Here is a 17,149-nt window from a genome sequence, read left to right as displayed (position 1 = left end):
TAATTACCATGAATATTTATCAAAAAAAAGATAAACAATCACAAAACTCATCAAATCATCATTTTTTATCAGCATAATTTTCAATGTTTTAATAGTTATAATAAAGCGCTTAGTTTTATTCGAAACCCCTATTTTACAATGAAAATTAATGTATTTTTATAAGAATCTTTTTTACTAATAAATTCATTCAAAATAAACCAAGAAATTTATGGCGTTAAAAATTGTAATCTCACACAAAACGAAGTACAAGTATGATAGACCTATAAATCTATCTCCACATATTTTTAGATTACGTCCTGCCCCACACAGCAGAACGCCAATTGAGGCTTATTCTATAAAAATTAAACCGGAAAATCAATTTTTCAACTGGCAACAAGATGCCTTTGGTAATTATTTAGCACGATTAATTTTTCCTGATAAAACAACTGAGCTTTCTGTTGAAGTTGAAATTATTGCCGATTTAAAAACCATAAATCCTTTTGACTTTTTTGTTGAAGAAGCTGCGGAAGAATATCCGTTTACTTATAGCGATACCATTAAAAAGGAACTTTTACCCTATTTAGAAATTACAGATAATGGTCCGCTTATTCATGAATTTATTAAAACTTTAGATTATACGCCAAGAAAAACAATCTATTTTTTAATTGATATCAATCAGAAAATATACGAGTTCTTAAGCTATAATATTAGACTAGACCCTGGTGTACAAACCTGTGAAGAAACACTAATTCAAAAAAATGGATCGTGTCGTGATTATGCTTGGCTATTTGTACAAGTATTAAGACATTTAGGCTTTGGAGCACGTTTTGTTTCAGGATATTTAGTACAATTAAAATCTGATGAAAAATCGCTTGACGGTCCTTCTGGTCCTGAGGAAGATTTTACAGATTTACATGCTTGGGCAGAGGTTTATTTACCTGGTGCTGGTTGGATTGGTTTCGATGCTACATCGGGATTATTAGCCGGAGAAGGCCACATTCCTTTAGCTTGTACCCCTTCATTTGAAAGTGCTGCACCTGTTTCTGGAATGACAGATATTTGTGAAACTGAGTTTGAATTTGAAAACTCCGTAAAACGTATTTTCGAATCGCCTCGTGTTACAAAACCATACACAGATAAACAATGGAACGATATCTATAAACTTGGTTTTAAAGTTGAAAAAGAACTAGAAAAAGGTGATGTACGTTTAACCATGGGTGGCGAACCAACCTTTGTTTCTATAGACGATATGGAATCGCCGGAATGGAACACCGATGCCGATGGACCACATAAAAGACAACTAGCCGACGACTTAACAAAGCGCTTATTTAATAAATTTGCCAAAGGCGGATTTTTACACCGTGCACAAGGTAAATGGTATCCTGGAGAACCTTTACCACGTTGGGGAACGGAGCTTTGTTGGCGTAAAGATGGTAGAGTAATTTGGCATAACGAAAAATTACTTTCAACCTTTGCTGATAATAAAGTTGTACCAGAAAATGCCGATAAATTATTTTTAGAGACCTTAACTCAATATTTAGGTGTTACCGATAAAACGATAATGCCTGCCTTTGAAGATGCCTTTTATTTCCTTTGGGAAGAAGGTAATTTACCCACAGATATTGATCCAAGAGAAGATAAAGACGGTTCGTTAATTCAAAAGAAATTAGGCGAAATATTAGAGCAGGGCACAAATAAAGTTGTTGGTTATTTAATGCCATTAAACAATAGTTTTGGTCAATGGCTTACTTGTGACTGGCAGTTTCGACGTAATCATTTGTTTTTAACGCCTGGTAATTCACCAGTTGGTTTACGTTTGCCTTTATCTTCGTTAGTTCATAAATCGGAATATGAAGAATTTCCAAAATTCGAACCCGATCAATTTACCAAACGTGGTAGATTCCCTAGCTATAAAAAAGTAGCCACCAACAGATATGCCGATTACATTAATGGTGATCTTGAAAGTCCAAAAACTAATTATTTTATTAGAACTGCACTTTGCGCCGAGGTTAGAGACCAAAAACTATACTTATTTTTACCACCATTAGATTGTGCTGAGTATTACTTAGATTTACTTTCGTCTATCGAAGCGACAGCAAAAGCATTAAATATTCCGGTAATTTTAGAAGGTTATCCTGCACCAAAAGATAACAGATTGGAGTCCTTAAAAATTACTCCTGATCCTGGTGTTATTGAAATTAATGTGCATCCAGCAAAAAACTGGGATGAGTTAACTAAAAATACATTTACGCTTTACGAAGAAGCAAAACAATCGCGTCTGGGTACCGAAAAGTTTATGCTCGATGGAAAGCACACAGGAACAGGTGGTGGAAACCACGTAACTTTGGGAGGTATATCTCCTGCGGATAGTCCTTTGTTACGTAAACCTAGTTTATTGCGAAGTTTATTAACATTTTGGCAACATCATCCAGGGCTTTCTTATTTATTTTCAGGATCTTTTATTGGTGCAACCAGCCAAGCACCAAGAATAGATGAAGCGCGTATGGAAAACCTATACGAACTTGAAATTGCCTTTAGCCAAATACCTAAAGATGGCGAGGTTCCTTTTTGGTTAACCGATAGATTGTTTAGACATTTATTAACCGATTTAACCGGTAATACACACCGTGCAGAATTTTGTATCGATAAACTATACTCGCCAGATTCATCATCGGGGCGTTTAGGTATTTTAGAGCTTCGTGCTTTCGATATGCCACCACATCCGCAAATGAGTTTAATGCAAAATTTATTGGTACGTACTTTGGTTGCTTGGTTCTGGAAAAAACCTTACGAGCATGATTTAGTACGTTGGGGAACAGAATTACACGATAAATTTTTAATAGAACATTTTGTAAGAGAAGATATAAAAGATATTGTAAACTCTCTAAATAAAGCAGGATACCGCTTTAAAGAAGAATGGTTTAATCCTTTTTTCGAATTTAGATTTCCTTTACATGGTATGGTAACTATAAACAACATTCATATAGAACTTCGTGCAGCTATTGAGCCTTGGAATGTTTTAGGTGAAGAAATGACTGGCGGCGGAACGGCACGTTATGTTGACTCCTCTTTGGAACGAATTCAAATTAAGGTTACAAACTTTACGGAAGAAAGATATGTTGTAACTTGCAACGGTGTTAAAGTAAACCTTAAAGCAACCTCTGTAAAAGGAGAATTTGTGGCAGGTATACGTTATAAAGCATGGGATCCATATTCTGCGTTACACCCAACTATTGGTGTAGATTCTCCTCTTGTATTCGATATTGTTGATACATGGAACAAACGTTCTATTGGTGGTTGCACCTATTTTGTATCACATCCTGGCGGACGTTCTTACGACGTGCATCCGGTGAATAGTTACGAAGCAGAATCTAGACGAATTAACCGTTTTTGGGAATCTGGGCATACACAAGGAGAAATCGATCCAATAAAAGAAACTATAACAGACGATAATTCATCAAGCATTACCGTTAAAAAGAAAGGCAGTTCTAAAAAATTCAATTATAAAGAATTACCAGTTAATTTTGAGTTTCCGAACACAACAGATTTAAGAAAAAAGTAATTAATAAATTAAATGACCATAGATTCAAATACACTATTTCAGAATTATTTTACCAATCATAAAAATTATGATGAAGTATTGAAATCTAATATGAAAATTAACCCACAATGGGATGATTTACTATCTAATTTAACCGATGCAGGTCCCGACGAATTAATTTCTAGACAAAAGGAAATTGATTGGTTAATGGACGAAAACGGTGTAACTTACAATGTTTATAACGATCCCAAGGGCTTACATCGCGCTTGGGATTTAAGCATTGTACCCTTTTTAATTCATGATAAAGAATGGCAAACCATTGAAAAAGGTTTAAAGCAACGTACTGAGTTACTCAATTTAATTTTAAAAGATATTTATGGTAAGCGTGAACTTATTAAAAACGGTATTGTACCGCACGAAGTACTGTTTGCGCATCGCGGTTTTTTACGCCAATGCGATCAAATAAAATACAACACCTCTAAAGATTTACTAATTCACGCAGCCGATTTAGCAAGAGGCCCAGATGGCCGTATGTGGGTGGTTAACGATCGTACGCAAGCACCTTCTGGTTTAGGTTATGCTTTAGAAAACAGATTCGCTATGAACAAGGCGGCATCAAATTTATTTAACGGTATTAACGTTAAGCAGCCAAGCGATTTTTTTCAAGATTATAACCAAATGCTAATTGATGCGGCTCCAAAAGATATCGACAATCCAAACATTGTTATATTAACATCTGGTCCGCATAACGAAACTTATTTCGAGCATGCTTACATGTCTTCATTTCTTGGTTATCCTTTAGTAAAAGGAAACGATTTAGTGGTTAGAAATGGTAAAGTTTGGATGAAATCTTTAAAGGAATTAAAGCAAGTTCATGTTATTTTAAGGCGTGTAGATGATGTTTATATGGATCCTTTAGAACTTCGTGAAGATTCTTACTTAGGCATCGCAGGTATTCTAGATGTTATTAGGCAAAAAAACGTAAGCATTGTAAACCCTATAGGTAGCGGTGTTTTAGAAAACTCTGGACTTATCCCGTTTATGAATGCTATTTGTAAGTATTTTTTAAATGAAGAATTACTACTTCCGCAAATAGCCTCTTGGTGGTGTGGACAAGAAAAGGAACGAAATCATGTTTTAAAGAACATAAAAAAATATGTTGTAAAACGAATTGATCGTTCTAATAGAGAAAGTATATACTTCTGTGAATTTTTAAATGAAGCCAAATTAAATAAACTAAAAGAAGAAATATTAGCAAATCCTTACCGATTTGTAGCACAAGCTAAAATACAATTCTCTACGGCGCCAGAATTTATAGATGGCAAATTAGAGCCACGTAAAATAATGTGTAGAACCTTTGCTATCGCTAAAAAGGACAGCTACAGCATTATGCCTGGCGGTTTAGTACGTGTTGCCGCAGAACGTGAAAACTTAATAGTATCTAACCAAAGAGGTGGAATTAGTAAAGATTTTTGGGTTGTAAGTGACACTCAGCAAAACTACTTTCATAATTATGCTTGGGATAATAAATTTCGAAATCCAGTATCGGATATTAACGATTTACCAAGCCATACAGCAGAAAACCTGTTTTGGTCTGGTCGTTACTTGGGTCGTGCGCTAGTCACTTCTCGCCTATTGCGTATGTGTTTAAATAACATGCAAAGTTCGCAATATAAAAATGGAGAAGAACCTTCTGAAAATTTAAAAATCATTTTTGAAGCCATAACCGGCATCACACATACTTTACCTGGTTTTGTTGGTAAAGGAAAAGAAGAACTTCTTAAAAATCCGTTAAAAGAATTAAACGCTCTAGTTCTAGATAGCTATAAAGTAGGTTCGTTAGCACAAACTTTAGGCAGTTTTAACAACTCATATTACACGCTTAGAAACTTATGGTCTAAAGATATGTGGCGCGTGTTCGATGGAATCAAAAAACTATGGAATAAGCACGATAGAGAGAAGCAATATACCGCAGCTCAATTGCTTAAACTGTTAGATAGTACTATTACTCGCCTTATTGCGTTTATGGGTTTAATTGAAGAAAGTATTTTAGTAGACCAAGGTTTACTACTTTATTTTATTGGTTTGCAAACCGAACAAGCGAGTTTAACTATTGCTAAATGCAGATCTTTAATTGTGGCGAGCTATGATGAAGATTTAGAATATGAAATGCTAGAGGCTTTACTATCTAGTCATGAAAGTTTAAATATTTACCGTTACAGTTACCGATCTTACCTTAGCGTTGAAAACGTGGTGAAATTAGTTATACTTAACGATAAATACAGCCGTTCGCTCACCTATCAATTAAGTCGAATTTTAAAGGATATTGGAAAATTACCATTACCAACTGGTATTACGGGTAACTCAAAATGTTACGATTTAATTAATGAGGCCAATCAAATTATTCAAAAATCGAATATCGATACGCTTTTAGAGTTAGATGAAACAGAAGCTGTAAGAGAGAATTTAGAAGAGATGCTTTCTGAGCTTAGCGAATTATTGCATCAAACCTCTTTATCTATTTCTGATACGTATTTCAATCATTCATATCAACAAAATCAATTGGTTAATCAAAACTTCCCACTACAATAATGGTTTTTCAATTATCACATACCACGAGTTACAAATACGGCAATGGCGTTACATTTTGTCATAATATCGCGACCTTAAAACCTCGTGATTTTTTGGGACAAACCATTTTAAGTTACGATCTGGAAATTAGTCCAAAACCAACAGAAATATCTGAACGTACCGACTTTTTTGGAAACACCATTACCCGTTTTTCCATACAGCAATACCATAAAGAATTAAAAGTTATTGCAAAAAGTAAAGTACTTCGTGATTATACTTTAGCGCCCGATATATATAAATCGGAAAGCGGGATCACTATTACTTTAGATGAAGCCAAACAAGAATTAAAATCTATTTCACCTGAAATTTTAGAAGTAAAACAGTTTTTATTAGAATCTATTTTAATTGCTAAAATATCTAAAAACATAAGAGACTACGCCTTAAAATCTTTTAAGCCAGATCGCCCTATATTCGAAGCAACTTCAGAATTAATGTTACGCATTTTTACCGATTTTGAGTTTAACTCAAACGCTACCAATGTGGCTACTCCTATCCAAGAAGTTATGGAAAAGAAAAAAGGAGTTTGTCAAGATTTTGCACAAATAGGGATTGCATGCTTAAGGTCTATTGGCTTGCCGGCTCGTTATGTTAGTGGTTATATTGAAACATTACCGCCTCCTGGAAAAGAAAAACTAATAGGAACCGATGCATCTCACGCATGGTTTTCTGTATATATTCCAAAATTTGGATGGGTAGATTTCGACCCTACAAATAATCAAATACCAAAAAACCAACACATTATTGTGGCTTATGGTCGTGATTATTATGATGTGCCACCTCTAAAAGGTGTTATTTATAGTTCTGGTGCCAATAAAATGAAAGTAGCAGTAGATATTAGACCTGCGGTAGATTAATCGACTACACGCCCTGTAGAACCGTGTTCTGTTGGAAGTAATTCATAAATAAAATCAGGATCTAAATTAGCTTCTTTTCTATGAGATACATATAGAATAGCTGTATCAGTTTCTGTTGCTATTTTATTAATTAATTCGCAAAATAAAGCGGCATCACTATCATCTAAACCATTAGTAGGTTCGTCTAAAATAAGCAACTGCGGGTTTTTAACCATCGCTCTTGCTATTAAAACCAAACGCTGATGACCGCGCGAAAGCGATAAAAAACATTGTTTTCTAATATCGAACATATTTAAAACGCGTAACCAATGTTGCGCGATTTTTATTTGCGCATTGGTTGGTGTTTTATACAAACCAACGGTATCAAAAAAACCAGAAGCAATCATGTTACCAATAGCATCTCGGCGGGTGAAACCGCGAAGCATTTCCGAAGAAAAATAACCAATTTTCTGTTTAATATCCCAAATACTCTCACCACTACCCTTTTTTACGCCAAATAACGTTATGTCTTGTCCGTACGCTTTAGGATTATCTCCAAAAATCATACTTAGTATGGTACTTTTACCAGATCCGTTTGGTCCCATTAATTGCCAAAATTGTCCAGATTTTATTTCCCATGAAATGGAATTTAGAATAGAACGTTCGCCATAATTAATTGATACTTGATTAAACTTGACTAAAGGATTTAAAATTTCGGGTTTATCATGATACTCTACCGTAGGCAAAGCTTCAATAAAATAAAAAGGTTCTGTTTTATTTTCTGTATTTGAAAACTCAACTAACTTATTATCTTCTACCTGATATATACCTTTTATAAAAGGAAGCACATCTAATTTTCTGTTTGCAATTTGAACAATTGAAGTTGTTTCGCTTAAAACAGCCAACTCCTTTTCAATATGTGCTTGTGTAGCAACGTCTAAATTACCAAAAACATTATCAATTACTAAATAATCGGGTTTTTGAGCTATTATATGATCGAGAAGTGCTTTTTTTCGTTCACCTTCTGAAGAATGAAGTAAACTATTTTTTGTTTGAGTAGCTACGTTCATTTTGCCGTGACGTATTTCTTCATCTATAAATTTATTTAAAATTACTTCAGAAAAAAGTGCACCCTTTAAACTTGAAAAACCAGAAATTAGTTCTCCAAAAAAAATAGTTTTGATAAGGCTATCCTTATCAAAACTATTAGATATATAAATTGCTAAATGCTTTTGCATTTATCTTTTACTTTAAATTATTGGTATGAAATGGCACTAAACCATCAATTGGTCTACGTTCAAAATTTCCAACTGTAAAGCCCATTTCTTCTCCAACTTCTCTAATTTCTTTTTGAGCAAAAAAGGCTATAGATCCTGCAAAATGTACAGGTGCTGTTTCTAGCTCTTCTTTAAATTGGAAAATCATGTTTTTTGCAAACAAACGAATACCATCTTTAATTAAGTTAATGGTATATTCTGAATCTTTATGTAAGAACATAAATTCAGCAAACCCTGCTAAATAAGCATTAGGACTTGGTTGTTTGTATAGGTTGTATTTAATAAAATCTGCCTCCATGTTAAACTTAGCACCAAAGGCTATTTTAACATTTTCTGGCATGTTACCAAAGTAATAATCTCTAATTAACTGCTTACCATAATAATTACCAGAAGCATCATCCATTAGCGTGTAACCAAGTGATATAACGCGTTGGTGTAATACTTCGCCATCATAATAACTACAGTTAGAACCTGTACCCATAATGCAAACTACAGCAGCTTCTTTTGGATCGTTAATAGTAGCGTAAACGGCAGCTAATGTATCTTCGTTAACTTCAACATGAGCATTAGTAAAAATATCTTTTAAAACGGTACTTAATAAGTCTTTCGCATTATCTGTACCACAACCAGCACCATAAAAGAACACGTGTGTTACTTTATCGGCATTAGATTTTAATTCTTTACTTTTCTTAATTAATTTATTAAGCTTTTTCTCGCTTAAAATGGCTGGATTTAATCCTTTAGTTCGGATTTTATCCATTAATCTATTTCCGTCTTTATCTACAGCAAGCCAATCGGACTTAGTAGAACCACTATCTACAATTAAAATCATAAGTTCTTAGAATAAAAAAATCCACAGCATTATTCAAAATAAATAACACTGTGGAAATATATAAATTATTTATTATATTGATCCGATATGTTGAGCTAAATCAATTAATTTAGTTGAATAACCAAACTCGTTATCATACCAAGAAACTAATTTTACAAAACCGTCATTTAATGCCATACTTGCGTTTGCATCGAATGTACTTGTTTTTGGTTCAGATACGAAATCTTGAGATACAACACCTTCTTCAGTATAACCTAAAATACCAGCTAATTCACCTTCAGAAGCTTCTTTTAAAGCCGCTTTAATTTCAGCCCATGGAGCTGGACGCTCTAAACGACAAGTTAAATCTACTACAGATACATCAACAGTAGGGATTCTAAAAGCCATACCAGTTAATTTTCCGTTTAATTCAGGAATTACTTTTCCAACAGCTTTTGCAGCTCCAGTAGAAGCTGGTACAATGTTGTTTAAAGAAGCACGACCTAAACGGTAATCTTTTCTAGATACCCCATCAACAGTAGATTGTGTAGCAGTTGCAGCGTGAACAGTTGTCATTAAACCTTCAGCAATTCCGAATTTATCGTTAATTACTTTAGCTAATGGCGCTAAACAGTTAGTAGTACAAGATGCGTTAGATACGATAGTATGTGCAGCAGTAATTTCTTTATGGTTTACACCCATAACGAACATTGGTGCATCAGCAGATGGTGCAGAAATTGCAACCTTTTTAGCTCCAGCAGTAATATGTTTTTGAGCACCTTCTAAAGTTGTGAAGATACCAGTACAATCTAAAACAACGTCTGCTCCAATAGCATCCCATTTTAAATCTTCAGGGTTACGTTCTGCAGTAACTCTAATTGTATTTCCGTTTACTACTAAGTTACCATCTTTAGTTTCGATAGTTCCATCAAACTGTCCGTGAACAGAATCGAACTTTAATAAGTAAGCTAAATGATCAACATCTAATAAATCATTAATTCCTACTACTTCAATATCATTAGATCTAGAAGCTGCTACTCTAAAAGCAATTCTACCTATTCTACCAAATCCGTTAATTCCAATTTTTAATTTTGACATATTCTTGTTTATAAATGTTAAGTGCTCATGATATCTGAGACACGCAATAATTCTAAGTTAATTTTTGTTTTTCCTTTTATGGCATTATCTAAAGGAGTAAGCTGCATTTTATTATTAATTAAACCTACCATATAGTTAGATTTACCTTCTAATAAAGAATCTACGGCTTTAACGCCCATTCTACTCGCTAAAACACGATCGAAACAAGATGGAGAACCACCACGTTGCATGTGCCCTAACACAGATACTCTAACATCGTACCCTTCCATGTTTTCATCAACATAGTCCTTAAGTTCAAAAATATTTTTACCTATTTTATCACCTTCGGCAACCACTACAATACTAGACGATTTACCTGATTTTCTACTTCTTTTTAAAGATTCTACCAAACGTTCTAATCCTAAATCTTCTTCAGGAATTAAAATCTCTTCAGCACCACCAGCAATACCAGTGTTTAAGGCAATATGCCCAACATCACGCCCCATAACTTCTATAAAAAATAGACGGTTATGTGAACTTGCTGTATCTCTAATTTTATCAATAGCTTCTACTACGGTGTTTTGAGCCGTATCGAAACCTAATGTATGAGACGTTCCAACAATATCATTATCGATAGTTCCTGGAATACCCATTACTGGGAAACCGAACTCTTCGTTAAAAACCAATGCGCCGGTAAACGTACCATCACCACCAATAGCAACTAAAGCATCAATTCCTGCTTTGTTTAATTGATCGTAAGCTTTTTGACGGCCTTCTTTGGTTCTAAACTCTGTAGAACGTGCCGATTTTAATATAGTTCCGCCTTTATTGATAATTCCTTTTACGCTACGGGCATCCATCGATTCAAAATCGCCTTCCATTAAGCCTTCGTAACCTCTATATATACCAATACATTCTATATTGTAGTAGGCACAAGACCTTACTACCGAACGTATGGCGGCATTCATACCTGGAGAATCTCCTCCTGATGTAAACACTCCTATTTTCTTTATTTTATTTGGCATTTATTTCTTATAATTAAAACGTAAATTTAATAAAGAAAAAGAATATAATCATACTATTAACACTGTTTTATTAGTAGTTTGATACTATAACGTTTTAGTAATAAATATTAAATAACATGCTATTTTAACCCCTAATTATTCGATTAAAACCAAATTGAGGTAATTTTATTGAGAATTATTGAAAAAGAATTATTTTTTTGAAGCTGGCTTTACAGAAATATAATCAGGCAATGCGCTTTCTGCTTCCTTTTCAGGGCGCTCTAACACATCATCCTCACTGTCGGACTTCTTAGTGAATATTTTTCTAAGCAACTCCTTAAACGTATCGAAATCGACATTGTACGAAAGCCCTACACCTTGCGTGTACCCAATATCTTCACCAAAATTACGAATACTGTTTTCTCTGTTAAAAACTTTAGCGGTTAACGTACCATCTTCATTTAAAAGAAAAGAAACTTCCACATCGCCAGCAATAACTGTATCGGTTGCGCCACCAACAGGCACACCTACTTTACCATTGATAAGTACACGATCGCTAATTTGTGTTTGCAGTGTTAAACCAACACGATCATCGGTTTGATAATCTGGTGTGTTTTGTCCGGCCTCATAATTTAAACCCAAACTCAGTTTACTATCGCCGTTAGAAAACACGCTGTTAATTATACCGTTAAGACGTTCGGCAATAGTTCCCGAAAAATTAAGCTCATCTAAACCTCCAGAAAAAGAACCCGTAGACACAAGATACAAGGCCTGATCTTGACGATCACTATCGGACTCCAAACGGTAATTTAACTCCGATTTTATGGTAGAATTTACATTAGGAAACTCAAAAGTAAATTCTGGTACTGGGTGCTCTAAACTTCCTGTTAAAGCAATGTTTAATTCTACAGGTATACTTCTATTAATTGGTGTATCTAATAATGGAGATGGATTAGCTTGCGTTTTATAAATAGCATTCATGTTTATCTCAGCATCTAAAGGCGAACCTTCCCAAGCTAGAGTTCCACCCGGTTGAACTGTAAATTGCTTTTGCACAAAACCACCATAAGCAAAATTATAGAGTCCTTCGAAAACCGCGAAATCTCCCCACATATTAAACTTTCCGTTAGTATTAATTTCAACTAACAATCCGCCTCGTCCTCTACCTTTTAAAGAGTGTCCTGTAGCTTTATCGATTATAATTTCTACTTCGGCATCTTCGGTTACATCTAAATCAAAATCGAGCTCCAAACCTTTAATTTCATCAAAAATAAGCTCCTCTCCTTTGCTACGTGCTTCTTTTTCTTCTTTAGTAATAAAATGTATAAAGGTGTTATCTCCAAAAGATTCAGCATCATTCAGCGGTATTTTAAACACTGTTCCTGGTTTCGTTTCTCCAATTACATTAATTCTTAACTCCTCAGTTGGTCCATAAATACTAGCTTCACCCCCAATAAAACCTGTGCCATAATACAGTGCGTCTTCAGTTTCTTTGGTATCTAAAATCAATAAATTCTTAGTTGTTATATCTAGACCTAGACTCCATTTAGAGAAATTAACATGACTTAAATCGCCTTTTAGCAATCCTTTTGTTTTGTATTTTGTATCGGTAATATTGATGTTGTTAAATATAAAACTTTGATTTTTTAAACTCACAGAAGCGTTTTCTGCAAAATCGTAATTCACGTTTAAAAAAGGAATTCCTAAACCTGCTTTCTTTACTATAAGTTCACCATTAAAATTAGGTTTTCTTAAATCGCCAACAACCTGTATTTCTCCTTCTGCCTTACCGCGAATATCACTTAAAACATCGCGCAATAAAGGGTTTAAAGGATACAAATCGAAACCATCAAACATCAAACTCACATCAATTTTAGAGGCCTTACCAGCTACATAAATATCGCCTTTTGCGGTAAAGGAATTAGAATCATCATTTTTAATTGTTGCATCAACTGTGTAATTTGTTAACGACTCATTACCAATAATATTAGCATCGAAAGAACCTAACAGAAAATCGTTAACTCTAAAGTTATTGATGATGATACTAGAATTGGGTAAATAATTCCCGTTTTGCTGTACTAAATCTAGTTTACCATTAACGTTTCCAGATAAATTTAAACTATCGATATCTGGCGTTATTTTAGCTAAATCGACATTAGTAAAGTTAAGTTTTATATCCTTTTCTGTAGAATCTCTAAGAAATCCGGAGAGTTTAATTTCTTCGTTTTCATGGTTAATTCTAAACTTGTCAATATTAAATTTCGTTAATTTTTTATCAAATGATATTTTATGAAACTTATCTTGTAACTCATTAATATTCCACTTATTATCCTTGATTGTAATATCCGATTGTTTAAACCCAATAACCGATTCGTTTTCTTCATTAATAGTATGATAGAAACTTAAGTTGAAATTATCTTTATTACGTTTTCCGCCATTAAATTCCGATCGCATAAACAACGTATCATTAACCGTTACATTAATTAAATTGAAGTTGGAAACATTATAATATTTAGTATTTAAACTATCTATTTCTACGTAAGTATTAAAAACAGGATTACTATTATCTACTTGCAACTCGATGTTGTTTGCAAAATAATTTTGAAGCTTAATTTTAGGTGATTTAAAGGTGAGTTTAAATTGACTTTCATCACTCTCTACTTGCCCACGAATAAAGGTGTTTTTTGCCAACTGAAGCTCTGGATAAATAACTTCTACAATTTTATTATAAATGGTGAAATTAAAATCGACGCTTTGGTTCGCTTCTACCTCATTCGGTATATAATTGGTATAAATGTAACCAATAGAATTTTCGAATAATTTTTTAAGCTCCTTAAATTTAAATTTTCCTTTAAAATCACCTTCTATAATATCTGGTGAGTTAATTTCTATATAACGTAAACCTTCGCTAAAACGCGATGAAATATCGAATTCATCAAAATAATAGGTGTCATTTTCGTTTTTATAATTAGTTTTTCTAAATGAAATTTTACCGTAAGCATCATCATAATTACTGGCATTCATATTCATTTTAACTGTACTTTTAAAAATAGAAATACTATCTTTTTTTACGAAGTTTAAAGCGTTTAAATTGGCATATTCTACCTTCGCTTCAAAATCATATTTATTTACAGTTTCAGAGAAATCTACAAGGCCTGTAAAGTTTAATTTCAGGTTTCTATCATTAGCGATAAGGTTTCCGTCAAAAATATTATTTCTAACATTTCCGGCTACTTTTACACCTTGATATTTGTAGTTATTGTACTCAACTTCAAACACATCACCTTTTACTTGTGTATTAATAGTTTTAGTAACAAAACCATTACCATCTACATCAAAATTAAGAGATGCTTTACCAACGGTTGGAGAGTCTAAAAATGTTCCAAAATCGAATTCCTCAAAAATAATATTACCTTTATAAGCCGCATTATCAATATCGTTAATTTTACTTATTCTTAAGTTAGAATCGACAAAACCTAGCTCGGTATCTATTTGAATATCTGCAACCACCGTAGACGATGTAATTTGAGAGTTCCCAACCACCGTAAAATACCCTAACCTATCGAAAGACGAAGGAATAGCGGCACCCAATACATTTGGCAACAAGGCTTTTAAATCTTTATATGTGGACGATAAATTTCTAAATTTCCCGTTCATATAAAAATTACCTTCTTCCTTATTAAAAAGGTTTTTAAAGCTGATATCGCCGTAAATACGTGTATTTCTATTGGTGTTTAATTTTAAATTAGAGGTTTGTAAATCATTTAAGGTTCCAGAAATATCGGTACTAAAAGTTGCTGTTTGGTTTACGCCAAATTCATTGTAAAACGTATTTAACTCGTCTAACTTAATTTTAGAATCTTTAAAACTGGCCGAAACCAAAACCTTATCGGTAAAATATTTAAAATCTGCCCTATCGTAGGAGAATTTTAAATCACCTTTTAACTCCGAGTTTGGTGTTTTAATACTCAAATTCCCGAAAGTCATATCTGTTAGGGTATAACTAAAATCGGTCATCATATTTTTAACGGTAACACCACGACTATCTACAAAATTAAGGGTATTAATTCTAGCATTTACATCGCTTCCGTTAATTAAAAAATTGGTAGCATTAATGTTTAAATCTTCAAAATGAAGCAACTTTGAAGTCTCTCTGTTTTCATCTGTAAACTTAAAAACACTGTTGTATATGGATACATCACTACTCGATAATAAAAAGTTACTTTTTTCCGATCTTGGATTATCACTATCAAAACGTGCCACAAAAACATCTAAATTGGTTTCTGCTTCGTCTTTATAGGTTTTAATATTAAAATTAAGATTTTCAATATCGATATCTCCAAAAACCAATTGCCCATTAATTAGATTTCTAACACCTAGAATAGATGTGTTTAATTCGGCAATACTTATTAAGGTATCCTGTCTATAATCTTCAATGTAAATTTGTTTAAGCTCAACATCTCCATTAAATTGAAGACTAACTTGATTTACATTTATATTGGTCTTAAAATCGCTGTTAATACGCTTAGTTACGTAATTACCTAAACTTGTTTGTACGGCAGGAATAGAGAGAACCAACACCAAAATGATGAACAACAATAGCAATATACCTGCTATTTTCAATAATATTTTTAGAAATTTTTTGATACCCTTAACGTTATAATTTTATTTAGAATAAACTATTTTTGCAATCACAAACAAATAGAATTTCTTAATTCGGTTACTCGGATTCAAAATTAACAATTATTGTGCCTAATATTCACTAATGAAGGAACAAAATATTTATATACTCGGAATTGAGTCATCTTGCGATGATACAGCGGCTTCCGTAATACACAACGGTAAAATTTTAAGTAATGTTGTTGCTACTCAAAAAATACATGAAGAATTTGGTGGTGTTGTACCAGAATTGGCGTCTAGAGCGCACCAGCAAAACATTGTCCCTGTAGTTCACCAAGCATTAAAAAAGGCAAATATTACCAAAGAACAACTTAGTGCTGTTGCTTTTACACGTGGTCCAGGATTAATGGGGAGTTTATTGGTTGGCACATCGTTTGCAAAATCTTTAGCTTACGGATTAAATATTCCGTTAATTGATGTAAACCACATGCAAGGGCATATTTTAGCGCATTTTATAGATGAAGAAGGTTTTGATAAACCACCTTTTCCGTTTTTAGCCATGACTATTTCGGGCGGACACACACAAATTGTTCGTGTAGATTCTCATTTTGATATGACGGTTATTGGCGAAACCATTGATGATGCCGTTGGTGAAGCCTTTGATAAGAGCGGAAAAATTTTGGGTCTAGGTTATCCTGCAGGTCCAGAAATTGATAAACGCGCTAAACTAGGAAATCCTAAAGCTTTTAAATTCACAAAACCGAAAGTAGATGGATTAAATTTTAGTTTTTCTGGTTTTAAAACAGCTGTTCTTTATTTTATTCAGCGCGAAGTTAAGGCTAATCCTAACTTTATTGAAGAAAACTTAAACGACATCTGTGCCTCTATTCAATATACTATTATTGGTATCCTAATTGATAAATTAAAACTGGCAACCAAAGAAACTGGTATTAGTCATATTGCAATTGGTGGCGGTGTTTCGGCCAATTCGGGAATAAGACAAGCTTTAAAAGATGGTGAACAAAAATTTGGTTGGACAACCTACGTGCCTAAATTTGAATTCACTACAGATAATGCCGCAATGATTGCTATTGTTGGATATTTAAAATTTTTAGAAGAAGATTTTGCCGAGCAGGATGTAGTAGCATCAGCACGATTAAAAATCTAAATTTCATTATAATATTTTTTCAAAAAGAGCCGCATAATTTATGTGGCTTTTTTGTTTTTCAGAAGTTTCATATGCTTCGTTTTCTTCGGAACGGTCTATGGATTCATCCTTTTTTACAGTTCTAAATTTAATAGCTCGTGCTTTTATTTATTCAGCTTAAAGCTGAAAATTAACGCATAACTTCAATAATAATCTTGTTATTCAACGT

At 33.5% G+C, this 17,149-nt stretch carries 9 protein-coding genes; 4 read left to right on the top strand and 5 right to left on the bottom strand.

The window, feature by feature from the left end; all coding sequences use genetic code 11:
* Positions 1–208: 208 nt before the first annotated feature.
* The 3 genes from V6246_RS02410 to V6246_RS02400 are packed head-to-tail and all read left to right on the top strand — an operon-like array spanning position 209 to position 7,005.
* The gene (locus V6246_RS02410) at positions 209–3,541 is read left to right on the top strand and encodes a transglutaminase family protein (protein WP_341558800.1); all 3,333 of its coding nucleotides are present in this window, start codon (positions 209–211) and stop codon (positions 3,539–3,541) included.
* Between the two features lie 12 nt (positions 3,542–3,553).
* A complete protein-coding gene (locus V6246_RS02405) occupies positions 3,554–6,112 on the top strand; it encodes a circularly permuted type 2 ATP-grasp protein (RefSeq protein ID WP_341558799.1) in 2,559 nt (852 codons plus the stop codon).
* Complete coding sequence (locus V6246_RS02400) at positions 6,112–7,005, top strand: transglutaminase family protein (RefSeq protein WP_341558798.1); 894 nt, start codon at positions 6,112–6,114, stop codon at positions 7,003–7,005. Before V6246_RS02405 ends, V6246_RS02400 begins: the two co-directional genes overlap by 1 nt.
* Here V6246_RS02400 and V6246_RS02395 read toward each other — a convergent pair.
* The 5 genes from V6246_RS02395 to V6246_RS02375 form a co-directional block, all read right to left on the bottom strand.
* Positions 7,002–8,222, bottom strand: coding sequence for an ATP-binding cassette domain-containing protein (locus V6246_RS02395; protein WP_341558797.1), 1,221 nt, complete (start codon positions 8,220–8,222; stop codon positions 7,002–7,004). The two genes, V6246_RS02400 and V6246_RS02395, sit on opposite strands and share 4 nt — an antisense overlap.
* A gap of 7 nt (positions 8,223–8,229) precedes the next feature.
* A complete protein-coding gene (locus tag V6246_RS02390) occupies positions 8,230–9,093 on the bottom strand; it encodes an N-acetylglucosamine kinase (protein WP_341558796.1) in 864 nt (287 codons plus the stop codon).
* A 72-nt stretch (positions 9,094–9,165) separates the two neighbouring features.
* Positions 9,166–10,170 carry a type I glyceraldehyde-3-phosphate dehydrogenase gene (gene gap / locus V6246_RS02385; protein ID WP_042494878.1) on the bottom strand — a complete coding sequence of 335 codons (1,005 nt, stop codon included), beginning with the start codon at positions 10,168–10,170 and terminating at the stop codon, positions 9,166–9,168.
* A gap of 17 nt (positions 10,171–10,187) precedes the next feature.
* Positions 10,188–11,174 (bottom strand): 6-phosphofructokinase, encoded by a 987-nt coding sequence (gene pfkA, locus V6246_RS02380; protein WP_042503934.1) that lies wholly within the window; start codon positions 11,172–11,174, stop codon positions 10,188–10,190.
* A gap of 189 nt (positions 11,175–11,363) precedes the next feature.
* Entirely contained in the window at positions 11,364–15,776 is a 4,413-nt protein-coding gene (locus V6246_RS02375) for a translocation/assembly module TamB domain-containing protein (RefSeq protein WP_341558795.1), read from the bottom strand.
* Positions 15,777–15,918: 142 nt separating this feature from the next.
* On the opposite strand from V6246_RS02375, the gene tsaD reads away from it, so the two are divergent.
* Positions 15,919–16,941, top strand: coding sequence for a tRNA (adenosine(37)-N6)-threonylcarbamoyltransferase complex transferase subunit TsaD (tsaD, locus tag V6246_RS02370; RefSeq protein ID WP_341558794.1), 1,023 nt, complete (start codon positions 15,919–15,921; stop codon positions 16,939–16,941).
* The last annotated feature ends 208 nt before the right edge of the window (positions 16,942–17,149 follow it).

Origin of the sequence: Algibacter sp. TI.3.09 (assembly GCF_038154905.1) — a bacterium.
Lineage (GTDB): Bacteria > Bacteroidota > Bacteroidia > Flavobacteriales > Flavobacteriaceae > Algibacter.
The sequence above is the reverse complement of the archived record's forward strand: the minus strand, read 5'-3'. Positions and strand labels throughout refer to the sequence as shown.